This is a genomic window from Agriterribacter humi (assembly GCF_009192765.1).
In the GTDB taxonomy this organism is placed as follows: Bacteria; Bacteroidota; Bacteroidia; order Chitinophagales; family Chitinophagaceae; genus Agriterribacter; species Agriterribacter humi.
Map to the genome: position 1 here is coordinate 96,818 of NZ_VOHQ01000013.1, position 25,017 is coordinate 121,834.

Below are 25,017 nucleotides of genomic sequence, written 5' to 3' on the forward strand. Positions count from 1 at the left end.
TATGAAATCATTCAACTATCATAAAGAACCATCAGCGCCTGCCAATCAGTATCTGCGCTCTGCCAAAGAAAAAAGTCTTCCTTTCTTTAGTAACAGCAAGCCTTTCTTCTCTCCTCAAACAATGTATGCTGATACGCATATACTTCATCAACAAAATTCCTCGCCCGTAATACAAAAGAGCCCGCTTACAAACGTGTCCGTTGAAGACTGTTTAAAACAAAAAACAGGCGACCTGCTTCCAGGCAAGGTGGGCGTTGTGGAACACATTAACCGGGAAGTAATGCTGGATGAGATACTGGGCAAACAAAGAAAAAAAATTGAAAATGAGATCAGGCAGGATTATGATGCCCGCAAATTTGTTTGCGAAGCGGGCATTAGCGCCATGCTGGCACTGTATTACAACAGGGATTATAAAAACAGGCTGCATGTTGAGCTTGCACGCAAAAATTTTTCTGAGCATCCCGAATATTATTCCCTTGCAGGGATTGATGCAACAAAGCAGACAAAAGAGATGCTTAAAAAGAAGTATAATATTTTTATGGAGAGCGGAGATAAAGACTGGAGCCCGGAAGATATTGGTTTGCTCGCAGAGGCTTTGGGAAAACTTACAGAAAAGGAGATTCCGCTTATCAGTAATTACCATTTTATCCGCTGGACAAGCAGATGTAACCAGCTTATAGCTAAAAATGCCGACTATGAATGCGAATTCCCCGAAGATTATAACAAATGCGGATTACACGAAACAGATGTGGTAGATCGTAAGTATACCATAACCATGTATGATTGTATGAAAGATGATGGGGAAGACAAGAGTAAACAGGGATATAATGTTCGAACAGGTGCCGACACTATAATACATGAAATTGGACATGCCATGGAATTTGGCAAACAAAGGCTTGCGATTGAAAGAGCAACTGACACAAAGAAAGAATATGGGCGTATTAAACGACAGTATGATGCCGCTACAACAGCAGACGCGAAACGCCCCATTGAGCAAAAACTAAAAGCTGCTGAAAAAAAGAAGGATGACGCTGATAAGGAACTGGATAAAATACTGGCAGGTCCTGTAATTGATCAATTCAAAAGGTTAATAAAAAACAAAAGGCCTTTAACGCCTTATGCTGCAACAAGTGCAACAGAAGCTTTTGCAGAAGCATTTATGTTATTTAAGGTAGCACCGGGAAAATTGAAAAAATTAAACAAACCCTTATTTGACTGGTTTAGCAAGGGTGGTTTTATGTAGATATTCTGTTAACTGGTTGCGAAAAAGTACAGGATAACAGAATAAAAAGCGATTAAATGCAGGGTTGAAGAGAATAGACAAAAAAAGGCTAACTAATCAGGATAATGATATTAGAATGCATAATCATTATGATGTCAAAAAAAAACATTACAACATGCCAGCAAGCCAATCAAAACCCCTCGTTCTTCAATGGAACCAGTTAGCCTTAGACGCTATCCGGTATTCTAAAACAGCATCGCCATTGGCAGCCAGGGCATTGGCTATGGTGCATACTGCCATGTATGATGCATGGAGCGTGTATACAGATGCCGCTCTCAGCACCAGCACGGCTTTATATATAAAGATAAATGACGAAGAAAAGTGCACGAAGGATAATCGCCGGAAAGCTTTCAGCTATGCCGCTTACAGGGTGCTGGTGGAATTGTTCCGGCTGGCATTGCCTTCGCACAACAAGAATATGTTTCGCGATCTGATGTATGAACTGGATTACGATCCTGCTGATACATCCCTGGATATTACAACGCCGCAGGGTATAGGAAATATGATGGCTAAATTAGTGATCGAATATCGTGCCGGCGATGGTGCTAACCCTTATGGAACATTGCATATGCCTGCCTGGAGCGATTATACCGGCTATACGCCTGTTAATACATGGAACAAAGTAAATGATCTGAGCTATTGGCAGTCCTTACAAATAATGACTTCAACCGGAAAATATAAAATACAGCATTTTATTGTTCCGCACTTGGGCCTGGTGCATTCGTTTTCGCTCAATTATAACGGTCAGTTCAGGCCTGAACCGCCTTTTAAAAAGCACCAGGCACAATTTAAAGACCAAGCGAGAGAAATTTTAACCATCAGCGCAGAATTAACGGATAAACAAAAAGCCATTGCAGAATACTGGGCCGATGCCCCCGGCACTTATACCCCGGCAGGGCACTGGTGCGAAATTGCACAGTATATAGCGCTTAATAAAAAATACGGCAACTCCAATTGTATCAAATTGTTCTTCGCACTTTCTAATGCCCTGCTCGATGCATCCATTGCCTGCTGGGAATGCAAACACCAGTATAATTCGGTACGGCCCGTTACAGCTATACGTGAGTTGTACCGTGGCAAAGACATACAGACCTGGGGTGGACCCCATAATGGCAAACAAACGATTAAAGGTGAAGACTGGCAGTCTTATATTGCCACACCAGCTTTCCCGGAGCATGTTTCGGTACAAAGTACACTTAGCCGTGCTGCTGCCACTATACTACAATATTATACCGGGAGTGATCAGTTTGGGGGCTGTACTGTTATTGAAAAAGGTTGTTCTGCAATAGAAAAGGGAGCAACACCAAAGCAGGATATAACATTAGAATGGGACACATTTACCGCAGCGGCAGAACAAGCGGGAAAATCGGGACTATATGGCGGAATCCATTTTTCTAAGGGCAATGCGGATGGACAAAAGCTGGGAGCGGAAATTGGCAAATGCACATGGGAAAAAGCGTTGTTTTATTTTAATGATTAAGCTGAGCACCTGATTTATAAATAAAGCCAATCATTTATTTCTCATCAAAAAAATACCATCATGGCAAAAGCAGCAGTCATTTCACGAACCAGGTACCGGTTTCAATATGCTGTAAAATTTATTTGCACAGCCAATATTCCCGGTACTTCACAAACAACGGATGCTTTTCTTCCCGGCGTTTACCAAACCGCGGTAAATATTCATAATCCTCAAACTAAAAAAATAAAAATGAGGAAGAAGATCGCTTCTCCCATCGGCATTTCCAAGTATTTTAATGACGGGCTTGATCCCGATGCTGTGGAAAGGATAACCTGCGCACAGGTCAAAGATTTCGGGCTCACATTTATTCATGGCTTTGAAGGATTCCTGGTTATTGAAAGCACGGATAGCCTGGATGTGGTTGCGGTGTACACTGCCGGTGGCCGCCAGCAGGAGGTGAGTAGCATTGATGTGGAGCAGGCTAAAGAAAGGAAAATATAAAACAACAACATGTCTGTCATATCAATTGCCATTCAAAAAGGCGGTTCGGGCAAAACCACTACCGCCATCAACCTTGCGGCAGCCCTGCAGCACATGGGTAAAACAATATTGCTGTTTGATGCTGATCCGCAGGCCAATTTATCGCAGTCGCTGGGTGTATTGGATGAGCCTGAAAAAAATCTTTTTACAGAACTAAAAAAAGAAATTGCAGGCGAAAGCGGTGATCTGCAGCAGGTGATCATTCAAACAAAATCGGGTTTGCCCCTGGTGCCTTCTTCTATTGAACTGGCGGGCGCCGAGCTGGAACTGGTAAGTGTGTACGGACGTGAACAGGTATTTAGCTGGCTGCTGGAACCTTTGAAAAATAAATATGATTTTATTTTTATTGATTGTCCTCCGGCTATTGGCATGCTTACCGTAAATGCACTGGTGGCCAGCGATTATGTATTGATGCCTTTGCAGGCTGAATTTTTGCCCTTAAAAGGTTTACGTAGCTTTATGCATCATTTCAAAGCCGTTAAAAGTAAATTAAACAGGAATCTCGAAGTGTTAGGCTTTATGCTTACCCGTTATGATGAACGCAAAACGATGAACCGGCAGGTATACCGGCAACTGGAACAGGAATTTGGCGATAAAGCATTCCGCACCCATATCCGCAGCAATATTCAACTGTCAAAAGCACAGGAGGCAGGAACGGATATTTTTAGTTTTGACAAACATTCGCATGGCGCCCAAGATTATCAGAACCTGGCCGAAGAGTTTATAAGAAAATTAGCGAAATAATTTTTAAAGATATGTTTGATGCACAGAAGAAAAATGCCCCGGTATTTATAACGTTTTAAATATTGCTGTATGTTCAGAAGCAGTTATCGCAGCCGCCGGCACAGGAACCCGCATACGCACGAAGAACAACAAAGGCCTGCACAACCCTTTTTTGCAGGAAACGCTGATGTGGTTGTTCAGCGAAAGACAGAAGACCCGTTCTTTCAGACCAAGCCGGGCAGATTTACCATAAACCAGCCTCACGATCCGTTTGAACAGGAAGCGAATAGGGTGGCTGATGCGGTAGTTAATGGTAATGCCGGCGCTGACATCGTACAACAAAAAAAGATCAGCAATATACAGCGGATGAATAAGGAGATACAGCAAAACCCCCAACTACAACGCATGTGTACTGAATGTGAGGAGGAAGAAAAGGAGGGATTGCAAAGCAAGGCAGTACAGGGAACGGGAAACGCCGCCGCTGCTTCTTCATCTTTATCCGGGCGGATAGAAAGCACCGCCGGGGCAGGACAGCCATTGCCCGCCGAAACACTGGGGGAGATGAACACTTCGTTTGGAGCCGATTTTAGTAATGTACATATTCATACCGGCGCCGAATCCGCTCAAATGAATAAAGAGTTGCACGCGCAGGCATTTACACATGGCCGTGATATTTATTTTAGCAGCGGAAAATATAATCCCCAATCACCGGCCGGGAAACATTTACTGGCGCATGAGCTCACACACGTTATTCAGCAAAGCGGTAATACCGGTTCCGTTCAAAGGCAGCCCTCTGCCAACGCTAAGGCCGAAAGCCAGGTAGAGAATGACAGGGAGTCTTTTAGCATCATTTTAGCGAGACATTATCTCGCAACTCAAAGAAACGTACCATTCGATCCCACGCAAACCACCACATGTGCTGCTGCCGGCACCAATTCAAACGAATGCTTGTTGGTAACACAATCGGGAACCAGTATTAAATTAATGTGGAATACCGAAACCAATATTGCCATTGCTAAAGCTATTATTAATAATGAAGGTTTAGCCTGTGGTTTTAAATATTCGATAGATGATAACAGCAACATTACTTTTACTTTGATTAAATGCTGGAAAATATTTGATATATGAACAGTAATAATGCGGAAGCAGGTTTAGCAGGGAATAATGTATATCGTGAAGCCACGGTTTCCCGGGAATTTATTTACTTAGATAAACTCATTAAATACCGGTTGGCTCCTTATTTCCCCTCCGGTGAACAGGTTGAAGCTCCTTTATTGCCGGAGCCGGATAGCTGGCATGCCCCTTTAGCGAATTTTGTGCGTAACAATAAACTCAGCCCCGGAGAGTCTGTTTTACTGGTGATAGCGCTTGCACCATACCTGCACCCCGATTTATTTGATCGTGCTATTGAAAGCAAATTAAGTGATGCGGGCAATTTTCCCGGGATCGGGGGTATACGCGGTAAAAATTCCCGTGCCTTTTTGCCCACCGGCGAAACTGCTTTATTTCTATTGGCAGGCGATGATATGCAGACAAGACTGGTTGTACAGCAACTATTTGGCGCGGAGCATTTATTTGGCCGAAAAAAAATATTATGGCTCGAAGAGCTTGCCCAGGGTGAGCCCCCGTTAAGCGGAAGGATAATTTTATCGCAGGATTATGCCGATATATTAATGTATGGCAAACCTTCTCCACCACATTTCAGCATGACATTCCCGGCGCGGCGTATAAGCGAAAAAAGAAGCTGGCAGTCGCTGGTGATCAACGAAGAATTGCAAAACCAGATTGAAGAAATTACCGGTTGGCTGAAGCATAACAATACCCTGATGCAGCAATGGGGAATGCAGGATCGGTTAAAAAAAGGATACAGGGTATTATTTCATGGCCCACCCGGAACGGGGAAAACATTAACCGCCGGTTTGCTGGCTAATGAAATGGGAAGGGATATATATAAAATTGATCTTTCCATGGTAGTATCAAAGTATATTGGCGAAACAGAAAAAAATCTTGAAATGCTTTTTGCCCGTGCTGAAGATAAAGGATGGATATTGTTTTTTGATGAGGCGGATGCCTTATTTGGCAAGCGAACCAATGTGCGGGATGCGCATGATAAATATGCCAACCAGGAAGTGTCTTATCTTTTGCAGCGCATTGAAGACTATGACGGACTTATCATTTTGGCTACCAATATGAAAAGTAATATTGATGATGCTTTTCTTCGTCGTTTCAATGCTATACTAAAGTTTCCTTTTCCCGATGCAGAAGAAAGAGTGCAAATATGGGAAAAGTCTTTTCCCGGAAATGTTGTTTTTGCAAATGAACCGGGACAGTTGGATAATAAAATGGATAAAGAAAACAACAATCTTCCCGAATTGGTTAAAAAATATGAGATGTCGGGTGGAAGTATCATTAACGTAGTACATTATGCCTCTCTTAAAGCCATAGAAAGAGCATCTGTTCAAACAAGCATGCACGGTGCTGCAAACAATGATAACCCCCAAACAGATTTTCCGGAAGCTATGGTAAGCTCAGATAAAAAACTGAACCATCCTCCTCTTATTATTTATCTTGCCGATGTGCTGCATGGTATTAAAAGAGAATTGAGCAAGGAGGGTAAGCCTTTTGTGCGGTAAGTGAATTATCTATCAGACACGGTGTATAGCACTGCCGCAGGTTGTAGTGTTTCATGAACACCAAACATGTGGGCGATAACGGGCAGTAGTCCCTTCCCAGTCCCGTCCGAACAGTTCATCCTGGCGGGACAGGCGGGCCGGCTGTACGACTAAAGCTGATCCATACTACTATCGCTTGTCATTCTGATCCCGCCTCAAAGCGGGAAAAGAATCTGTATTCGGTTGTATATACGATGTATTTATTTATTTGTATGCATTTACATTTCCCCTTGTTTATATTTGGGCTATAGAATATTAAAATAAGCGGCATGAAAAAAACAATTGTTTTTGGTATTTTCTTTTTAATGGGAACGATCACTTTTGCACAACAGCAGCAGAACCTTAAACTGTGGTATACCACACCGGCGGATGCATCGGTTAAGGATGTGGATGATGGCTGGAAGAATGACGAAGAATGGCTGAAAGCCCTGCCTGTAGGTAATGGCTTTATCGGGGCTATGATATTTGGGGATGCGAATAAAGAAAGGCTGCAACTGAATGATAAAACATTATGGAGCGGGAGCGTGGCGGACAATGACAATCCTGATGCATTCGCTTCTTTGCAGGAAATAAGAAATTTATTGTTTGCCGGAAAGTATAAGGAAGCCACAGCGCTCACCAACAAAACACAGGTATGCAAGGGAGCCGGGTCGGGTAACGGTAACGGCTCAACGGTTCCCTTTGGTTGTTTTCAAACCCTCGGCGATCTGTGGATTGATTTCGGTAAAAAAGCGACTTACAAAAACTATTACCGTGATCTTGATATTATCAATGGTATCGCTTCCGTGAAATACGACCAGGAAGGCATTCAGTTCAAAAGAGAAGTTTTTGCCAGTTATCCCGCAAAGGCTTTGATCGTTCATTTATCTGCATCAAAAGCCAAAGCACTTTCTTTTACACTGGATATCAACCGGCCGGAAAGATTTACTACAGTAGCGCAGCAAAACAAACTGCTGATGACGGGTACCATGAACAATGGCGCCGGCGGCGAAGGCATGAAATACAAAGTGATAGTAACGCCGGTATTGAAAGGCGGAAGTATACAAACATCGGGCAACAAGCTGGTGATAAAGGATGCAACGGAAGTAATGCTGGTTATAACTTCGGCTACTAATTACCGTTTGCATTACCCGGATTATACCAATAACAGTTATGAAACAGAACTGGAACAGCTTACCGCAGCCGCTGTCAGCAAGCCCTATGCCATGCTTCGCAGGGAGCATGTTGCCGATTTTTCTTCTTATATGAAAAGAGTATCACTTGAGTTGGGCAACAATAAAAATGGAGCACTGGCTACCGATGCGCTTTTGCAAAAAAATAAACAAACACAAGACGAGCAGGAGTTATATGCTTTGTATTTTCAGTACGGCAGGTATTTATTATTGTCCTCTTCCCGCCAGGGCAGTCTCCCTGCTAACCTGCAGGGTATATGGGCCAATAAAATACAAACGCCCTGGAACTGCGATTACCATACCGATGTAAATGTGCAGATGAATTACTGGCCGGCCGAAGTAACCAATCTCTCTGAAACCCACCTGCAATTAACCGAATTGATTGCATCGCTGCAGGCGCCCGGAACAAAAACTGCTCAAACGCAATATCATGCAGGAGGATGGGTGATGCATCCCATTACCAATGTATGGGGCTTTACCGCTCCGGGGGAACACCCCAGTTGGGGATTGCATGTTGGCGCCAGTGCATGGATGAACCAGCACTTGTGGGAGCATTATGCATTTACAAAAGATCAGGCCTATCTGAAAAAAGTATTTCCCATATTGCAATCCGCCGCAGCATTTTATCTCGACTGGTTAGTAAAAGATCCTGTGTCGGGGAAATTGGTATCTGGTCCCGCGGCTTCACCCGAAAATAATTTTATAGCACCCGATGGCAGCCAGGCAAGCATCAGCATGGGACCATCTCATGATCACCAGGTGATCCACGATTTATTTGCCAACACATTAGATGCGGCTGACGTTTTGGGAATAAAGAATGAAACGATTGAAAAAATAAGATCAGCGATTGATCAAATTCCGGATCCTGCTATTGGATCCGATGGAAGGTTGATGGAATGGGCAAAAGAATTTAAAGAAGTGGAGCCACAGCACCGGCATGTTTCGCATTTGTTTGCTTTATATCCCGGTCACCAGGTATCTTATTACAAAACGCCGGCATTGGCACAGGCGGCACGCAAATCGCTGGAACTAAGAGGAGATGGCGGAACCGGCTGGTCGCTGGCCATGAAAGTGAGCTTCTGGACAAGACTGCATGATGGTGACCATGCTTTAAAACTGCTCAATCGCTTATTGAATCCTGTACATTCAAGCGGCGTGGAAATGACCAATAGTGGTGGTACTTATAATAATTTATTCTGTGCTCATCCGCCCTTCCAGATTGATGGCAACTTTGGCGCTACTGCCGGTATTGCCGAAATGTTACTGCAAAGCCATGAAGACTTTATTGAACTGCTGCCCGCTCTTCCTGCTTCCTGGAAAGATGGCGAAGTAAAAGGTTTATGTGCAAGAGGCGGTTTTGAACTCAATATGAAATGGAAGGATGGAAAACTGACGGATGCCGTGCTGCTTTCCAAAAAAGGCGGCGACTGTAAAGTAAAATATGGTAATGCAGAAATAAGCCTGCAAACCGTTGCTGGTAAAACCTATCCACTTAGTGGATTGTTGAAGTAGGAGAGGAGAGCAATTCTTTGTTGGGCTTTATTTCAAAAGCTCAAATTCACTACTACTGCTTGTCATGCTTCTTCCGTCTTAAAGCGGAAGAAGCATCTATCTTCGCTTTAATCACTGCAGATGCTTCGATCTTCAGTTTAATTAAGTATTTCGTGCAGACACAAACTACGGCGTGATACTTTACTATTGTTCCGGAGGCCCTGCATGATATGAAATGCGTTCATTGTGAAGAGAGTTAACTAATTTTACACCAACATTCATTTTTACATATATACAAGAAATAAAATAATGAAACTTAAGTACAACCCTCATTACCCTTCCGTGGAAGATTTAATAGAAAAAGCCAAAAGAAAGATACCAAAATTTGCATTTGAATATTTAGACGGCGGCTGTAATGAAGATGTAAACCTGCGCCGGAATACTGCTGAAATCAGAGAAGTTGAACTTCTTCCGCAATACCTTGATGTGCATAAAGGTTCTGATATGCGCACTGAATTATTTGGACATACTTACGATGCGCCTTTTGGGATTGCACCGGTAGGGCTGCAGGGACTGATGTGGCCTAAAGCTCCGGAAATATTAGCGAAAGCTGCGTTTGAACATAATATTCCTTTTATTTTAAGTACGGTAAGCACCAGCAGTATTGAAACAATTAGTGAAATTACCGAAGGCAGGGCCTGGTTTCAATTGTATCATCCCACGGAAAACAGACTGAGAGACGATATTATCAAAAGGGCCGAAGCTGCACATTGTCCCGTACTTGTTATTCTTTGTGATGTGCCCACTTTTGGATATCGTCCGCGTGATATAAGAAATGGTTTGGCCATGCCACCTAAAATGTCGCTCAGAAATATACTCCAAATTATGGGTAAACCGGATTGGGCGATTAAAACACTTATCAACGGACAACCTGCTTTTGAAACCTTAAAACCGTATACACCCAAAGGGCTCGATTTAAGGCGACTTGGTGCGTTCATGGATCAAACTTTTTCGGGGAGGTTGAACGAAGAAAAGATCGCGCCTATCCGCGATATGTGGAAAGGGAAAATTGTTTTAAAAGGAGTAGCAAGTGAATCAGATACGCAGAAAGCCATTCAATTGGGTCTTGACGGTATTATCGTATCTAATCATGGCGGAAGGCAGTTGGATGCAGGTCAGTCAACCATAAAACCGCTTACATCCATTGCCGACAAATATGGTGATAAAATAAAAGTAATGATGGATAGTGGTTTAAGATCGGGGCCCGATATAGCAAGGGCGCTCGCTTCAGGCGCCGGGTTTACGTTCCTGGGAAGAACATTTATGTATGGCGTGGCGGCATTGGGTAGTGACGGGGGAGATCATACCATTTCCATTTTAAAAACGCAGCTTCAGCAGGTTATGGAACAAATTTGCTGCGAAAAAGTAAGCGATTTTCCCAAACACCTCGTAACATATAAATAAGGTCATAGCTTACCGGTTAAGTGGTTCGTGCGGACACCATAGCCGTCAACTAAGCCCGTAGGGTCCGCCCGTTCCGGTACGGGCGGGCTTGAATTTGAATCGCCGTGAGAGAAACTCACGGTAAAAATGTCGAAATTTTTGTTGAACCCTGCAAGGGTTCAATATCAAAGATGTTCATTTGTCCATCGGTGCAACCGATGGCTATTCAAATTAGACCCCATTGGGGGTATTTTATTGCTGGTGTTTCTTAAGTTGACGGCTATGGTGCGGACACGAACCACGGCGGAAGAAGCAACCATAAACAATCAAATAATATAATCCACCTCCGCCATTGGCGGATTACTTCGACCTTAAAAAAATATTACGCATTATTCAGATCAATTTAGGGTCTCGTAATGACGTTATTTAACTTATCAACCCTCTCCAAAAATCTGGTGTGTTGAAACGGCTATCCTGTTCCATGAATTGATAATAATGATCTGCATTATAATTTGCGCCAGCACATTTTCTCCGTAAAATCCTAACACTTTATTGTAGGTTTCATCGCTTACTCCGTCTTTTGCAATGAGGGTAACCTCCTCCGTTAGTTGCAGTACCGCTCTTTCTTCTTCTGTAAACAATGGAGATTCCTTCCACGCTGATAAGGCAAAGATCCTTCGCTGGGTTTCGCCAATCTTCAGCGCTTCCTGTGTATGCATATCAATGCAATACGCGCAGCCATTGATTTGTGAGGCTCTTATTTTTATCAGCTCCCGGAGCAGGTGCGGTATCGCTGAATTTCTGATATACTGTTCCAGTGTAAGCATCCCCTTGTAGGCATTGGGCTCTGTTTGTGTAATGTTTATTCTTTTCATCTGTTGTTATTTATTAAACTGTTTAAATAAGCGGTGGTAACCGGGTTTTCCTTCACTTCATCCATGCCTTTATACTGCAATAATTTTTCCGCGGTATTTTTCATAGCATTGATGGCGATCTTTAAAAACCCGGGGCCAAGACTTAACCTTGCCACGCCTGTTTTTTGTAATGTTTCAAAATCCGGAATGCCGGGAAGCAATAAAATATTTACTGGCAGCGCAACATCTTTTATAACGGCTTCCATATCATCTTTTGTTTTTAAAAAGATAGGATAGAAACCGTCAGCGCCTGCATCTTTATACGCCTTCCCGCGCTGAATGGCATCATCTAATTTTTCTTTGGCTGATAAATCACTCCCTTTCAGGTATACATCTGTTCGTGCATTGATAAAAAGCGGTGCTCCCATTGCCAAAGCGGTATTTTTTACAAGGTTTATTTTTTCACATTGCAGTTCTACAGGAGTGAGTGAATCATCATCATGGCTGCCGTCTTCAATATTAATTCCGGCAATTCCTGTATCAATGAGCTTTTTAATATTTTCAGAGAGCGTATGATTATCTTTTGCATATCCACTTTCAATATCCGCCGTAACAGGAATTTCTACCTTTCTTACTATCCTTTGCAGGATGGTTAACAGATCAGTAAAAGGAATTTTCTCTCCATCGGGATAACCATTACTAAAAGCAATGGAAGCGCTTGCGGTGGCAACGGCAGCGTATCCCATGCTTTCCAGCAGTGAAGCGCCTAAAGGGTCCCAAATATTGGGTAGTACCAACAGTTTGTCATTATGGTGCAGTTGCTTTAATCTATCTCCCTTTTGCAATGGAGTATTATTGGGTGATGACATTTTTAGTATTTTAAAAGATGTGGTAATAAATTAAATTATATTGTCAAAGGGTTGTCGCAACCTGTGATTATCAGCCTGGTTTGGGTTGATGCAGGGCCAACTGTATTTGATTTCTTAATTCGGGAATAGCTTTTTCCATAAACCACGAATTTATTGTAACCCAGTTTTGATTCCGGGGAGAAGGATGGGGCAGGGGAAAATATTGGGGAAGGTATTCTTTATAGCGCTTTACCGTTTCCGTGAGATTGATTTTCCCGCCTTTTTTTAAATAATAACGTTGTGCATATTGTCCTATTAACAATATGAACGGACTACCCTTTATACTTTTTAAGATGCGCGGATGCCAGAGCGGCGCACATTCGGGCCTGGGAGGTAAATCGCCTGAAATGGCTTTTCCGGGGTAGCAAAATCCCATAGGCATTATGGAAAAGACTTCGGGATCATAAAAAGTGGCTTCATCTACATTCATCCATTCCCTTAATTTCCTTCCGCTGGCATCGTTACAGGGAATGCCTGTTTCATGTACGCGCCTGCCGGGCGCCTGGCCAATGATAATTATTTTTGACTGGTTACTCAACTGAACAACCGGCCGGTGACCTAACGGTAAATGATCTTTACAAACTTCACATCGTTGTATTCTTTCTAAAAGCGTATCCATTACAAGTGTATCCAAAGAAATTCGATGCAAAGTTAATTCATAATGAGATATGAGGTGCCAGGTATCAATTTTCGGTATCAGCTATCACTATGTAACTACTAACGATAGGCCAGGTACTCCTTTCTTGTATCGCTGATAGCTCATCTGGCCGCTGACAGTCCTTTCAGATTTCGGAATTCCGGCTTCGGATTTGAAATTTGAATTTTTATTTGGTTCTTGTCTTTTGGTTCCTGATGTGATTATTTCACCTCTCTCCTTTCACCTCCTGCATAACTCAACCTTCCGTTTACAATTCGTGCAGGAGCGGTATACGGATGTTCTTCAGCCTTTTCAATACCCATGATATGCCATACTTTCCATCCTCCCGCTTTAAGATAGTCGGAAACCATACTCCGGTGACAACGCCACCATACCGCTTCCGAACACATATACGCAGTGCGTTGTTCCGATGCCAGCTTTTCAAGTGCTGTTATTCCTTCTTTAAAAGCATCTGTTTCCATATAATCGGCATAGCCGCGAAAAGCAGGATGCCTCCATTCCGTATTTTTAGAGTCAGGATTCACTTTTCTTCTTCCGCCCAGGTCCTTCAAATGAATATATTGTATATTGTTTTGGGGTAAGGTGATTTGCAATGTTTCTTTATTGAATTGAGGAAACTTACGGGAGCCGGGATAACTCCTGATATCTGCCACCAACTCAATTTGGAAGGAATGTAGCATGGCTGTAAACTCCTCAAAAGAATGAGTGGAATGGCCGATGGTCCAGATCGTTTTATTGTTTGTTGTATGCATGATCCAACGGAAACGGATGCTTTTTTATTCAATTGCCGGGATAAAGACTATTACAGTGCTTTTCGGACGGTTTATAACTCATTTCTTTCAAAGGGATTCCAGTGTACAATTTCAGGCGCTTCTCCCCAATGAGGAGGAACTTCACGGGTACTGAGCAATGGCATGGAAGAACTAACGCCTCCCAGGTACTGCACAGCATTTTGAAATACTACTTTTTTTATTTTATAAAACCTTATGCTATACGAACACATGATGCAGGGCTCATGTGTTGTGTACATCACACAGCCTGATAAATCATTTGTGCCCATTTTTTTTACGGCAAACCGTATAGCTTCCAGTTCAGCATGGCAGGTAATATCATTTTTGCTTTTGCCTGCTTCCATGGCTTCACTTATAATTTCATCATCTTTTGTAATAACAGCGCCAGCCGGTGACTCTCCTTTTGCTGCTGCTGATTCGCCTAATGCCGCACAGCGTTGCATAAAATAAATGTCACTCTTCATAGTATTAAGGTAAGCAGGCTTTTTTAAAATTCCTCGGTTACAATCCTGCTTTTATCAACACCCAGTTCCTGCAGATCACTGCCGATACTTTCTACCATGGCATCCGGGCCGCAGATATAAAAATATTGCGACAGGTCTTTTATTTTTTCCCGGAGATAGCCTAGATCTATTTTCCTGCTATCGTATGGCGCTGTTTTTTCCTGTGTAAGGGTGTTGATGAAATGATTGCCCAACATTTTTTCGAACTCGTCTTTAAGGATAATATCCTTTGAAGTCCTGTTGGAGAAGATCAGTTGGTTTTCTCCCAGCTTAGCGTCTTTATACAATTGTCTTAAAATGGCAATGAAGGGCGTAACACCGGCGCCACCGGCAATAAAAGTACCTTCACCTTTATAGTGAATAGCGCCCCAAACATCGTGGAGTACCAGTTCGTCACCTGTCTTTAATTTCCCCAGGGCATTGGTAACGCCATTATGGTCATCGTAGATCTTGATTGTAAATTCAAGATGATCCCAATCGTTCAAACTGGTAAAAGTAAATGGTCTTCTTTCTGCTTTCCAGTCCGGGTGATTGATGACTATATCGGTTGCCTGCCCCGGCTGAAATGCATAGTTATTGGGTTTACTCAGCTTAAACCGCTTTACATTGTGTGTTACAAATTCAGATCCCAGGATTTTTACAATATGCTCTTCGTTCGGATAGTCTTGCATAAAAACGGTTTTAAAAATGTAGGGTTGATTTTATTTTTCTTTTTCTTCAAATGTTTTTTGTTGGAATAATAAACAAAGGTATCGTACTGTGACGTAACACTTTTTCCGCTACGCTTCCTACCAGTATTTTTTCTAATCCCCGCCTGCTATGCGTACCCATAACAATGATATCTGCATTGATTTCTGTAGCCGTTTCTAATATCTGCTCCCCGAAGTCGCCTTCTTTTACTGCAGTTTGAATAGTGGTATCATTTAAGTGCTGCTGTGATTTATCAAGGTAGTCTAATGCAGCCTCTCTTAATTCCTCAACAGAAGCCGTTTCAATGAACTTGATATCAGTAAAGCTGTCATATCCCATTAGCGGTGAATAAATATCGGAAGAATAATACGCCGCATCAGAAATAACATGCAACAGGGTTATCTGCGCATTCATGGATTTTGCTAAGGCATACCCCTGTTCTGCAACTTTTTGAGCGGTGGAATTATAGTCCAGCGCAATTAATACTTTTTTCATACTGTTTATTTAATTTATTTTAAAGTACTGCACCAGTTAATGCTGCTGCAGAAGTGCTTTTGCTTTTGCTATCACATTGGCCACAGAAAAACCGTATTCTTTCATTATCTCTTTTCCGGGCGCTGATTCACCAAATTGGGTAATGCCTATTACATCACCTTCATCGGTAACATATTTGCACCATCCAATGGGCGAACCCGCTTCTACAGCCAGTCTTTTACGGATATGCTTAGGGAAAATATTTTGTTTGTACGTTTCATTTTGTTTATCAAACAATTCCCAGCAGGGGAAGCTTACCACACGCACATTGATAGATTCCTGCTGTAGTTTTTTCTGTGCTTCCAGCAGCAGATGCACTTCACTACCGGTTCCCATTAAAATAAGCTGTGGTTCGCCTTCGCAATCAGATAAAATATAAGCGCCTTTTTCCAGTGCTGATGCTTTGGTGTATTTGTCCTGATCAATTACCGGCACATCCTGCCGGGTTAAAATGATGGCAACGGGCCCGCCTGCATGCTGCAACGCCACGCGCCAGGCCTGCACGGTTTCATTAGCGTCTGCCGGGCGTATTACCATTACATTGGGAACAGACCTTAGGCCAATCAATTGTTCCACCGGCTGATGCGTTGTGCCGTCTTCACCGAGCCCTATACTGTCATGTGTGTAAATAAAGATGGGTCTTATTTTCATGATGGCAGCAAGGCGAACCGGCGGCCGCATATAATCGGAAAAAATAAGAAAGGTTGCGCCATAGGGAATGATTCCTTTTGTGAGTGCCATCCCGTTTAAAATGGCTCCCATTGCATGTTCCCTGATACCAAAATGGAAATTCCTTCCGCCATGATTATCGCTGCTGAACGATTGAAATCCCTCTAAATTGGTATCAGTAGAGGGAGCCAGGTCTGCGGAACCCCCAATGAGCATAGGTAATTTTGCGGCAATGGCATTCAGCATTTTGCCTGATGCTTTGCGGGTGGCTATGCCTTTTTCACCGGGTTTAAAAACGGGAAGATCATTGTCCCATCCCATGGGTAAGCTTCCACTGCTGAATAATTCGTATTCGGCGGCGTCGGCAGGATGTTGTATTTTGTATTTTTGATATAAGGCATTCCAGTCCTTTTCTTTTTGTATGCCTGCTTTGCCTTTTTCCCTGTAAAAAGTTAATACATCGTCTGCCACTGCAAAATTTTTACCAGGATCGAATCCAAAATTTTCTTTTACCAGTTTAAGCTCATCTTCTCCCAAAGGCGAACCATGCGCCGAAGCGGTATCCACTTTATTGGGGCTGCCAAAAGCAATATGAGTTCTTACTTTAATGAGTGAAGGGCGATGCTTTTCTTTCTTTGCATTCTCAATGGCAGTGGCAATAGCTTCAATATCATTTCCATCCGCTACCGATTGCACATGCCAGCCATATGCGCGGAAGCGTTCGGCTACATCTTCATTAAAAGCCAGTGATGTTTCTCCTTCTATGGTGATGTGATTGTCATCATACAAATAAACAAGCTGTCCTAACTGCAGATGGCCAGCAATTGAAGCCGCTTCTGAAGCCACTCCTTCCATAATATCACCATCGCTGCAAATGGAATAAATGCTATAATCAAATAATTCAAAACCTGGTTTATTATAGCGCGATACAAGGTATTGCTGTGCAATGGCCATACCTACGCCGTTGGCAAAGCCTTGTCCCAGCGGGCCTGTAGTAGCTTCAATGCCGGGGCATAAACCATATTCAGGATGGCCGGCAGTTTTGCTGTGTAACTGCCTGAAATTTTTTATATCATCCATGCTCAGCGCATAACCCGTTAAGTACAAAAAACTATATTGTAACATACACGCATGGCCGCAGGATAATATGAAGCGGTCGCGGTTTGGCCATTCCGGATTTTGCGGGTTGTAATGCATGATGTGCGACCAAAGTACATGCGCAGCGGGTGCAAGTCCCATGGGGGTGCCGGGATGGCCGGAATTGGCTTTCTGTACTGCATCGGCAGATGATACCCGTACGGTATTAATGGCTGACTGTTCTATTAACTCCATGTTATTTGAATTTAAGAGTCCTCAAAAAAGGGAGTGTAGTATAGGGGTAATTGTTCTGAAAGTTACCACTTATTACGCATACTAACATTAAAGCATGCTTCGCTGAGCTGGGAGTATTGCCTGTGAAATATAATAGAGGCCTGCTTTTTAGGATAGAAATAATTTTTTAAAAGAGGATTGGTTTTTGCTTTATACAGGCATCAATGCGGGAATAATGACAGGTAAGTGACAAGACGTTTATAAAAGGGGTATATGCAGACAGTGAAAAGCTTATATTTATAGGATAATTTAAATTAATAGATTATGGAAGATAAATACAATGATTCAACAGATATGAGGCCTGAAGGCGAAAGGGTGCTTGATGCGCCATTGGTAAACATTGATATTGGCCGTTTTATCACACAAATAAAAAAGGAAGCTGCATGGGATAACAGTGACCGTAATGCTATAACGGTATACAAAACCGATGGATTAAGAATGGTGCTGGTTGCCCTGCATGAAGGTGCGGTTATGGCAAAGCACACCGCCGCTGGAATTATTAGTGTGCAGGTACTTGAAGGAGAAATTAATTTTACTGCTGATGAACAATCGGTAATACTGAAAAAAGAACAGATGATAGCGCTGCATAAAGGTTTACCGCATAGTGTAACAGCATTAAAAGAATCGGTGTTCTTATTAACGCTCACTACTTCTCTTGCAAAATAAAGTTCTTCTGTGAAAGACAGCACGGTTAATGTTACGGTGGTCCATAATATCAAAGCAGGCGGATAAAACGGTTTTATAAAGCCTGGATCTGCCGGATCATCTGGTTGGTGAACCCCCATTCATTATCGTACCATGCCATAACTTTTACCAAATCGCCATCTACAACCCTCGTCATTTCCAAATCAACAATAGCGGCAAAAGGGCTTTGAACAATATCTGAAGAAACCAATGGTTCATTGGAAACAGCCAGCACCAGCTTGTACCTGCTGCTTTTCGATTCTTCCGATAAAATGGTATTGATTTCCTCAGCCGAAGTATTTCTCGCAGCTACAAAGGTGATGTCTGAAATGGAACCTACGGGTACGGGAGTGCGTATAGCCACGCCGTCAAACCTGCCCTCTAACCGGGGTAGGGCTTTGGTTGTGGCAATTGCCGCGCCGGTGGAGGCGGGAGCAAGGTTTACTGCAGCGGCACGTCCCATTCTCGGTTCTCTTTTTGAAGGAGCATCTACCAGTGTTTGAGAGGCAGTATATGCATGAACCGTATTTAAAATTGCTTTTTTTATTCCAATCCTCCGGTCTATGATCTCTATGATGGGGCCGATGTTATTGGTAGTGCAACTGGCGCACGAAAATACAGCCACTTTTCCGTCTTCGGTATTTACACCATGTAGTACTGTTGGCGTGTTCTTGCTTTTGGTTGGTCCGGATATAACTACCGTTTTTGCACCTGCCGTTATATGTTTATCTGCATCCTCCCTGTTGGTAAAAAATCCGGTGCTTTCAATTGCCACATCTATCTCCAGCTTTTTCCATGGAAGCTGCGCCGGGTCTTTTTGAGAAAGGAAAAGGATTTTCTTATCCCTTACATGCAAATACTCACCATCAATCTGTATATCAGTTGCATACCTGCCATACACACTGTCGTACCGCAGCAAATAGGCTGCATTGTCAATGCTCATCAGGTCGTTGATAGCCACAACTTCCAGTTCGGGAATCTCCATGATTACTTTGAGAGCAGCTCTTCCAATTCTGCCAAAGCCATTAATTGCTATTCTTTTCATGTTGATTTATTTTTTTGCTATTCGGAACTGGTATGCTGGAAGTTTCTACTTTCGCCATTCCCTTCTTTCCTGAAATGTACAGGTAATACACCAGCCATATCACCAATAATATTAACCAGTTCCGTTCCAGCAGGTATAACAATTTTGGCATTCGTTTTAAGCGAAGCCTCAAGCGTTTCTAGCTTTTTTAATAATTGGGCATTTCCTGTAAAGTATTTGTCAGCAGCTTCGTTCACTAACATAATGGCTTCTGCTTCTCCTTCGGCGTGTAATACTTTAGCTCTTTTTGAACCTTCTGCTTCTTTAATTTTTGCTCTTTTTACACCGTCAGCTACCGTTTCAGCAGCAGTGGCATAGTCAATAGCAGCTATTTTTTCATTTTCTGCTTTTACTACTTTATTCATTGTTTCCTGCACATCCCGCGGCGGGTCTATTTCTTTTAATTCGGTTCTTACTATTACAATACCCCAGCTTTCTGTTTCGTTTCGCAGGGTATTGTGCAATTCAGCATTTATCTTGCCTCTTTCACTGTTCGCCGATCTTAAAGTAAGTGTACCTATAATATTTCTTAGCGTGGTACGGGCAAGATTAACGATCTGTAATTTGTAATTATTCACATTGTACTGGGAGCTTTTTACGCTTTCCTCCTGTTCCAACACCCTGAAATAAACCTGTGCATCCACACTCGCATTAAGATTATCATTGGTTATAATTTCCTGGGGCTGCGCATCCACCATCTGTTCTGTTATATTTACGATATACATTTTATCAATAAAAGGGATGATCCAATGAAAACCGGGACTGGCAAACTTGTTGTATTTTCCAAGCCTTTCAATTAAGCCCCTGTGTGTAGGTCTTACGATTTTTATTCCCGCAAAAAAGAATAAAATTACTGCTGCGATGATGATTAATGCCGGTGATACCATTGTGACGCTGTTTTGTTTGTTATTAAAATAAATTACTAACTTTTATGCATTCTTCTGCTGATTTTCTCATCTCTTCCTGTGTAGCCAATGATATGCTGTAGCCATAGTTGAATTAAAAATACGTTCATATGTCATAGGGGCATATTCATCTGCTGTCTCTTTAAAAAGATATGGATGAGATAATGGCTGGAAACGCTTAGCATTCGTTTCCGGGTATGATTTGTTTTGCCCCTAAAGATAAGCTTATTATGCCTCATCTCCTTTATTTAAATAAGATGCCAGTATAACTGCCAGTGTGAAGAGGGCCGGCATTAAAGAAAGTATACAATCTTTATTGAATCAGGTTAGATTTATTTGTTGGGTTAACCATAAAGTTTTTATGCAAATGCTTCCTGTTTATTCATCATTTCGGAGAGCTTTTGCAGTTGCTTTGTAAAGCTTTCCATCATCCACTCATCGTGTTTAACCAATGCGGCAGCGGCAGCAGCCTGTTCGTATTCCATCATTTCACCCAATCCAAAATGTGCTTCAGCTTTGTTTACCGCGATCCAGAATTTTTGTTCACTGATTATGCCTTCCTGTTCTTCGGTAACAGGAGTTATTGTTTCATCAGCATGACTTTCCATATTGCTTATCTTTTCTATGTCTTTTTTACATAATTCCAGTACTTCTCGTCGTATGCGATTGGCCCAGACCTGGTCAGCAATTTTATCTTCCTTTTTAGGATCAAGCATTGTAGTAGTACGGAGTTGCAACAGGTAAGCCAGGTTAATGCCGTTATGCCTGTTGTGCAACAGGTAGTATCCTCTTTGATAAAGAAGGATGGCACTATTGAGGTGTTCGTCTCCCTGCCCCTCCTCGAAAAGATGCTTTTCGATTGAACCTGCAAGTGCCACGGTTTCGGGATCGTTGGTTCGGCCCAGATCTATTTTTTCAAGGAGTTCAATGGCATTGTTCAATGCTGCAATATAGTCTGGCTGTTTTGCCTGGTAAGTGGCGAGTGCCAGCCTTTGAATAAGATACGTGTTATTGGAAACAGGTGGCGATTCCCTGCCATCATGCACCATATGCAAGGCCGTTTCAAAAAGCGTTTTTGCGGCATCAAACTGTTTCTTTTGCAAAGCTTCTTCCCCCTGCTTTATTATAAAGGAAAGGGAATGATCTTCTCCGGTACTTCCGCTTTCGGCAGCATCGCTTTTTTCTGTTAATGCATCGCCAATCTGGCGCACTACCCTGTTGGCCTTTGCTTTTAAAGAAGGAGGAATAAGACCTTCAATAAAAGTATATACCGGGCTGTCTGGCAATTGAGTGTTTATAACGGTGTCAATGGTATCGCCCAGTAATTTTTGAAAGCGCAACACTTCAAAATAATCTATGCTGTCGCCGAGATGCGTATACCTGTTAATAACAATATGATTTACATCAAAAGGATAACCCAATAATTCTTCCGACATGATGATGGTGGTGCTTGGCTTTAAAGCATGCCGGATACCCAGTTCATAAAAGGCGTTTACGTTGGCCGTAGAAAGATCGGCTATCACAATATCTGCGGAAAGCAATTGCTGGTACATCTGCAGATCAATGGAACCCGAATGGCGGATCTCATCTGCACGTATGCAGGCAATATTTTTACTTTCCACAACTGGTTTTATAAGCGCCTGGTATGATTTGTCGAGATTTAGCTTACGTCCCGTAGCCAAATCGGTTTTTATACCGAAACCCATTACCACGAAACATTTTTTTGCATTGGCCATATAAATGAAATTTTATTGAAACGATTACTTATTAAAACCAGTTATTGCAACGATGTTACCTTTGCGGGCATAAATTGAAAGTGCTTTTACATTTACAAAGTTCGGCCCTGTTAAAAATCAAAAATAAATCCGCCATATAATCCGCCATTTAAAATGCCTGATTTTCCCTTTCTTTTTTCATTTACCATAAGGTCATTGTCATTGATATAAGCTATCCTGAAATGTTTGATCCTGAAAGCGGCGGAAAAGCTCAATTGTTTTACAGCCAGCCCGGCAGAAAGCAATGCATTGTTAAAAGGCACATAATTTACTCCAATGGCCGCATCGTAAAAACCATCTTCCGTAAAGATCGCATCTGCCCCAAAATTGAAGCGTTGCCATTTGTAGCATGCACCCAATCCTACTGCTCTTTGGTTTTGCATATTGTAATTCTTATTTCCGCCGGCAGCAAATGCATCGGCATATAGTGTTGTGCCTGCAAGATTCATGGCATTGATACCCAACTGTAATGCATTGCTTACTTTATAACTTACTGAAAAATCAAGATCCCATTTCTGTTTTTTGACGGTACTGTCGGTAAATATGTTGGCAGTTGATCCATTATCGTCTATGGTTATTTTAAGCAGATTGGGGATCCTGAGATCCTGCCATATAGATTTTACGGTTAATCCAACGCTTAATTTTTCATTTATCTTAACCGAAGGGGCAAGGAAAGCCGAATACTCCTTTAACTTTACCAGGAATGAATCTATTTGTACAGTGTTGGCTTCGTTTGAAATTTTTACGTATAATGTGTTCCTGTATTCATCCTGTTGTGTATAAATAAAGCCTGCTCCTATAGAAATCCTGTCATTCAGCCTGAAATAGCCACCCAGCTTCGCGTTGTTTTTTACGTTGGTAAGCAGGCTGATATTATAAGGGGTTCTGCTTTTAACGATTGCCGAGGGATTCCAGAAAACGGTTTCCGACATATCCCGGGCCGGCGAAAAATTAAAGCCGGTATTGGCTGTTTGGGTTAATGCGGATGAAAAGAGAAATTGGCCATATTTAATTTTGCCCGGGCCCAGTTCCCTGGCCTCGAAAATTCCGGCATTGGATACGATGCCTATTATTGGCGTTAAGTTGGTTAGGAGGTTCAAAAGCGCCGGTGTTCCCACCAGGGCGGTGGCATTTGTTATTTGCCCGATACTTTGTTCGGGCTGTTGTACTATTGCGCTAAGTATACTGTCTGCCCTGAATGACGGCAGTTCTATGTCGTTGCAGTTGGCATTAAACTTCCAGTCTTTTACAGTAACATAAGATTTTGTTTTGTCGTTGTTTTTCCTGTCCTGGTCTTCGGAAATGAATACCCGTTTTACTGATTCACTGCACTGACTGCATCCCGAAACGATGTACAGGCTCACCTGCTTATCCTGGAGTTTTGCAAATGGCACACCGGTATTGCATTCAAAATATCCCGGGGGAGTAGAGCCGGTAGTGGTAGATTTTGAGGGAATAAATGCGGGTACCACAATAATGTTTTCTGCTCCCCTGGTGGAGTTGGGGCTTTCATTCTGGCATCTTACCCTGCCTTTAATAACAAGGTTCTGACCTGAAGCAGTGCTATATAAGAACAGCAGCAAGGCAGAGCATATAATAAAGTTTTTCATTAATCATGGGTTTAAAAGAATGAATAAGAATTAATATTTATCCATCATCTGCAATACATAAAACCTGAAAATACATTTGCTGTTACCCGGCACGATGTTTTGCATATAAATACCAGCAGTCTGTGCGGTGTGCTTCATGCATAATGTATTGTACTGATTATATAAAAAAGGGTCGGTTTAAACGGTGTTTAGCGTTTTAGCGGGTAACCGGGTTTAAAACAAAATCTACTTTCATTTCCCGGTCATTGATTTTTACGGCAATTGTTTTATCCTCAAAATCTTTGTTCGAAGTAGTGAGTGTAACTTCATCGCCTACGGTGTAATTTTCCAGCGTTAGATTATAGGTTCCATTGGTAATGGTGGTAGCAAAGAAACGGGTACCATCTGCATTTACTTCCGCTCCTTTAACAGGTATTTCAGCGGCGGTTTTAACCTGCCCGGTAATATGGATAACCTGAGTACCCGGTTGACCGGAAAAGAAAAAAAATCCAGGAACCGCCAATACAGCGCCTAAGATTGCAATAGTTAGTAGGATATACTTTTTCTTTTGTAAAGCCTTCGCTTTTAAAGTGCTTTGAGTATCCTGCGTAGCTGCAGCATTTGTTATGGCATGGCCATTTATAATGGCGGTAACCGCGCTGAATAGTATTTCCAGTTCAGGGTGATCCGTTTCTCCCTTCCATGTGTTGAGCTGAGCGGCTTCAATACGCCTGAAGGCAAGCGGAATTTTTACATCTTCCAATAAAACGGGGGCCAGGATATTCCTTTGGGCGGCATCACTGGCTTCATTTTTTACCCATTCAGAATTTACCGAACGTTGGGTCCAGATTACAATTACACACCTGGCTTTGTTTAATTCCTGCTCTATAACAGTGTCGAACCTTTGCCCCACGGGTATTTGCCTGTCCCACCAAACCGACCAGCCTTTGTGTTCCAGTGCTTCGGCAATGCCTTTTACCCTGGTCTTGTCCTCACTGGAATAACTTATAAATATGTCAGCCATATTGCTTACAATTTATAATTGAAATAATTTCATAAGGTGGAAATAACCGAACACGCAAGCTGTTGACCCCGGCGTTAACTCCTGTGCATTCTGAGATAATAATGAAAAGTGTCGTAAAATTTTATTATTCTGTCAATTTTAATCCCTGGTCTATACGCATGCTGTTAAGTTACAACAATAAATGCTTAACTCCTAT

General features: G+C 42.4%; 22 protein-coding genes. 9 read left to right on the top strand and 13 right to left on the bottom strand.

Going from position 1 to position 25,017, the window contains the following annotated elements; all coding sequences use genetic code 11:
- Position 1: 1 nt before the first annotated feature.
- The 8 genes from FRX45_RS19055 to FRX45_RS19090 all read left to right on the top strand — a co-directional run bounded on the left by FRX45_RS19055 (position 2) and on the right by FRX45_RS19090 (position 10,803).
- Positions 2–1,243 (top strand): hypothetical protein, encoded by a 1,242-nt coding sequence (locus tag FRX45_RS19055; RefSeq protein WP_152270071.1) that lies wholly within the window; start codon positions 2–4, stop codon positions 1,241–1,243.
- A 154-nt stretch (positions 1,244–1,397) separates the two neighbouring features.
- A complete protein-coding gene (locus FRX45_RS19060; RefSeq protein ID WP_152270072.1) occupies positions 1,398–2,762 on the top strand; it encodes a vanadium-dependent haloperoxidase in 1,365 nt (454 codons plus the stop codon).
- Positions 2,763–2,822: 60 nt separating this feature from the next.
- Positions 2,823–3,242, top strand: a complete 420-nt coding sequence (locus tag FRX45_RS19065) for a hypothetical protein (protein ID WP_152270073.1) — start codon at positions 2,823–2,825, stop codon at positions 3,240–3,242.
- Positions 3,243–3,251: 9 nt separating this feature from the next.
- Positions 3,252–4,025, top strand: a complete 774-nt coding sequence (locus FRX45_RS19070) for a ParA family protein (RefSeq protein WP_152270074.1) — start codon at positions 3,252–3,254, stop codon at positions 4,023–4,025.
- Between the two features lie 69 nt (positions 4,026–4,094).
- Positions 4,095–5,132 carry an eCIS core domain-containing protein gene (locus tag FRX45_RS19075; RefSeq protein WP_152270075.1) on the top strand — a complete coding sequence of 346 codons (1,038 nt, stop codon included), beginning with the start codon at positions 4,095–4,097 and terminating at the stop codon, positions 5,130–5,132.
- Positions 5,129–6,637 carry an ATP-binding protein gene (locus FRX45_RS19080; protein ID WP_152270076.1) on the top strand — a complete coding sequence of 503 codons (1,509 nt, stop codon included), beginning with the start codon at positions 5,129–5,131 and terminating at the stop codon, positions 6,635–6,637. The genes FRX45_RS19075 and FRX45_RS19080 overlap by 4 nt, the downstream gene beginning before the upstream one ends.
- A gap of 308 nt (positions 6,638–6,945) precedes the next feature.
- On the top strand, positions 6,946–9,360 hold the full coding sequence (locus tag FRX45_RS19085) for a glycoside hydrolase family 95 protein (RefSeq protein WP_152270077.1): 2,415 nt from the start codon (positions 6,946–6,948) through the stop codon (positions 9,358–9,360).
- 288 nt (positions 9,361–9,648) lie between these two features.
- Positions 9,649–10,803: an alpha-hydroxy acid oxidase gene (locus FRX45_RS19090; RefSeq protein ID WP_152270078.1), complete on the top strand. Its 1,155-nt coding sequence runs from the start codon at positions 9,649–9,651 to the stop codon at positions 10,801–10,803.
- A 413-nt stretch (positions 10,804–11,216) separates the two neighbouring features.
- On the opposite strand, the gene FRX45_RS19095 is transcribed toward FRX45_RS19090, so the two are convergent.
- The 8 genes from FRX45_RS19095 to tkt form a co-directional block, all read right to left on the bottom strand.
- Positions 11,217–11,657, bottom strand: coding sequence for a carboxymuconolactone decarboxylase family protein (locus FRX45_RS19095; protein ID WP_152270079.1), 441 nt, complete (start codon positions 11,655–11,657; stop codon positions 11,217–11,219).
- Positions 11,654–12,505, bottom strand: a complete 852-nt coding sequence (locus FRX45_RS19100; RefSeq protein WP_152270080.1) for an isocitrate lyase/PEP mutase family protein — start codon at positions 12,503–12,505, stop codon at positions 11,654–11,656. The genes FRX45_RS19095 and FRX45_RS19100 overlap by 4 nt, the downstream gene beginning before the upstream one ends.
- A 70-nt stretch (positions 12,506–12,575) precedes the next feature.
- Entirely contained in the window at positions 12,576–13,178 is a 603-nt protein-coding gene (locus FRX45_RS19105; RefSeq protein WP_226805459.1) for a uracil-DNA glycosylase family protein, read from the bottom strand.
- 224 nt (positions 13,179–13,402) lie between these two features.
- Positions 13,403–13,954 (bottom strand): DUF488 domain-containing protein, encoded by a 552-nt coding sequence (locus FRX45_RS19110; RefSeq protein ID WP_152270081.1) that lies wholly within the window; start codon positions 13,952–13,954, stop codon positions 13,403–13,405.
- A 71-nt stretch (positions 13,955–14,025) separates the two neighbouring features.
- Positions 14,026–14,457: a nucleoside deaminase gene (locus FRX45_RS19115; protein WP_152270082.1), complete on the bottom strand. Its 432-nt coding sequence runs from the start codon at positions 14,455–14,457 to the stop codon at positions 14,026–14,028.
- A 23-nt stretch (positions 14,458–14,480) separates the two neighbouring features.
- On the bottom strand, positions 14,481–15,167 hold the full coding sequence (locus FRX45_RS19120; RefSeq protein WP_152270083.1) for an FAD-binding oxidoreductase: 687 nt from the start codon (positions 15,165–15,167) through the stop codon (positions 14,481–14,483).
- A 46-nt stretch (positions 15,168–15,213) separates the two neighbouring features.
- On the bottom strand, positions 15,214–15,681 hold the full coding sequence (locus FRX45_RS19125; protein ID WP_152270084.1) for a universal stress protein: 468 nt from the start codon (positions 15,679–15,681) through the stop codon (positions 15,214–15,216).
- A 36-nt stretch (positions 15,682–15,717) separates the two neighbouring features.
- Positions 15,718–17,721 carry a transketolase gene (tkt, locus tag FRX45_RS19130; protein ID WP_152270085.1) on the bottom strand — a complete coding sequence of 668 codons (2,004 nt, stop codon included), beginning with the start codon at positions 17,719–17,721 and terminating at the stop codon, positions 15,718–15,720.
- Between the two features lie 303 nt (positions 17,722–18,024).
- On the opposite strand from tkt, the gene FRX45_RS19135 reads away from it, so the two are divergent.
- Positions 18,025–18,426 carry a cupin domain-containing protein gene (locus tag FRX45_RS19135; RefSeq protein WP_152270086.1) on the top strand — a complete coding sequence of 134 codons (402 nt, stop codon included), beginning with the start codon at positions 18,025–18,027 and terminating at the stop codon, positions 18,424–18,426.
- A 73-nt stretch (positions 18,427–18,499) separates the two neighbouring features.
- Here FRX45_RS19135 and FRX45_RS19140 read toward each other — a convergent pair whose 3' ends face one another.
- The 5 genes from FRX45_RS19140 to FRX45_RS19160 all read right to left on the bottom strand — a co-directional run bounded on the left by FRX45_RS19140 (position 18,500) and on the right by FRX45_RS19160 (position 24,821).
- On the bottom strand, positions 18,500–19,489 hold the full coding sequence (locus FRX45_RS19140; RefSeq protein WP_152270087.1) for a type I glyceraldehyde-3-phosphate dehydrogenase: 990 nt from the start codon (positions 19,487–19,489) through the stop codon (positions 18,500–18,502).
- A gap of 17 nt (positions 19,490–19,506) precedes the next feature.
- Positions 19,507–20,415, bottom strand: a complete 909-nt coding sequence (locus tag FRX45_RS19145; protein ID WP_152270088.1) for an SPFH domain-containing protein — start codon at positions 20,413–20,415, stop codon at positions 19,507–19,509.
- Between the two features lie 377 nt (positions 20,416–20,792).
- Positions 20,793–22,169 carry a TRAFs-binding domain-containing protein gene (locus FRX45_RS19150; protein WP_152270089.1) on the bottom strand — a complete coding sequence of 459 codons (1,377 nt, stop codon included), beginning with the start codon at positions 22,167–22,169 and terminating at the stop codon, positions 20,793–20,795.
- 110 nt (positions 22,170–22,279) lie between these two features.
- Entirely contained in the window at positions 22,280–23,818 is a 1,539-nt protein-coding gene (locus tag FRX45_RS19155) for a PorV/PorQ family protein (RefSeq protein WP_152270090.1), read from the bottom strand.
- A 196-nt stretch (positions 23,819–24,014) separates the two neighbouring features.
- Complete coding sequence (locus FRX45_RS19160; RefSeq protein WP_152270091.1) at positions 24,015–24,821, bottom strand: toll/interleukin-1 receptor domain-containing protein; 807 nt, start codon at positions 24,819–24,821, stop codon at positions 24,015–24,017.
- Positions 24,822–25,017: the final 196 nt, after the last annotated feature.

Bases quoted from the DNA above. Each gene is read 5' to 3' on its own strand.
- FRX45_RS19055 (WP_152270071.1), top strand. From the start codon at position 2: ATGAAATCATTCAACTATCATAAAGAACCATCAGCGCCTGCCAATCAG.
- FRX45_RS19060 (WP_152270072.1), top strand. From the start codon at position 1,398: ATGCCAGCAAGCCAATCAAAACCCCTCGTTCTTCAATGGAACCAGTTA.
- FRX45_RS19065 (WP_152270073.1), top strand. From the start codon at position 2,823: ATGGCAAAAGCAGCAGTCATTTCACGAACCAGGTACCGGTTTCAATAT.
- FRX45_RS19070 (WP_152270074.1), top strand. From the start codon at position 3,252: ATGTCTGTCATATCAATTGCCATTCAAAAAGGCGGTTCGGGCAAAACC.
- FRX45_RS19075 (WP_152270075.1), top strand. From the start codon at position 4,095: ATGTTCAGAAGCAGTTATCGCAGCCGCCGGCACAGGAACCCGCATACG.
- FRX45_RS19080 (WP_152270076.1), top strand. From the start codon at position 5,129: ATGAACAGTAATAATGCGGAAGCAGGTTTAGCAGGGAATAATGTATAT.
- FRX45_RS19085 (WP_152270077.1), top strand. From the start codon at position 6,946: ATGAAAAAAACAATTGTTTTTGGTATTTTCTTTTTAATGGGAACGATC.
- FRX45_RS19090 (WP_152270078.1), top strand. From the start codon at position 9,649: ATGAAACTTAAGTACAACCCTCATTACCCTTCCGTGGAAGATTTAATA.
- FRX45_RS19095 (WP_152270079.1), bottom strand. From the start codon at position 11,657: ATGAAAAGAATAAACATTACACAAACAGAGCCCAATGCCTACAAGGGG.
- FRX45_RS19100 (WP_152270080.1), bottom strand. From the start codon at position 12,505: ATGTCATCACCCAATAATACTCCATTGCAAAAGGGAGATAGATTAAAG.
- FRX45_RS19110 (WP_152270081.1), bottom strand. From the start codon at position 13,954: ATGCATACAACAAACAATAAAACGATCTGGACCATCGGCCATTCCACT.
- FRX45_RS19115 (WP_152270082.1), bottom strand. From the start codon at position 14,457: ATGAAGAGTGACATTTATTTTATGCAACGCTGTGCGGCATTAGGCGAA.
- FRX45_RS19120 (WP_152270083.1), bottom strand. From the start codon at position 15,167: ATGCAAGACTATCCGAACGAAGAGCATATTGTAAAAATCCTGGGATCT.
- FRX45_RS19125 (WP_152270084.1), bottom strand. From the start codon at position 15,681: ATGAAAAAAGTATTAATTGCGCTGGACTATAATTCCACCGCTCAAAAA.
- tkt (WP_152270085.1), bottom strand. From the start codon at position 17,721: ATGGAGTTAATAGAACAGTCAGCCATTAATACCGTACGGGTATCATCT.
- FRX45_RS19135 (WP_152270086.1), top strand. From the start codon at position 18,025: ATGGAAGATAAATACAATGATTCAACAGATATGAGGCCTGAAGGCGAA.
- FRX45_RS19140 (WP_152270087.1), bottom strand. From the start codon at position 19,489: ATGAAAAGAATAGCAATTAATGGCTTTGGCAGAATTGGAAGAGCTGCT.
- FRX45_RS19145 (WP_152270088.1), bottom strand. From the start codon at position 20,415: ATGGTATCACCGGCATTAATCATCATCGCAGCAGTAATTTTATTCTTT.
- FRX45_RS19150 (WP_152270089.1), bottom strand. From the start codon at position 22,169: ATGGCCAATGCAAAAAAATGTTTCGTGGTAATGGGTTTCGGTATAAAA.
- FRX45_RS19155 (WP_152270090.1), bottom strand. From the start codon at position 23,818: ATGAAAAACTTTATTATATGCTCTGCCTTGCTGCTGTTCTTATATAGC.
- FRX45_RS19160 (WP_152270091.1), bottom strand. From the start codon at position 24,821: ATGGCTGACATATTTATAAGTTATTCCAGTGAGGACAAGACCAGGGTA.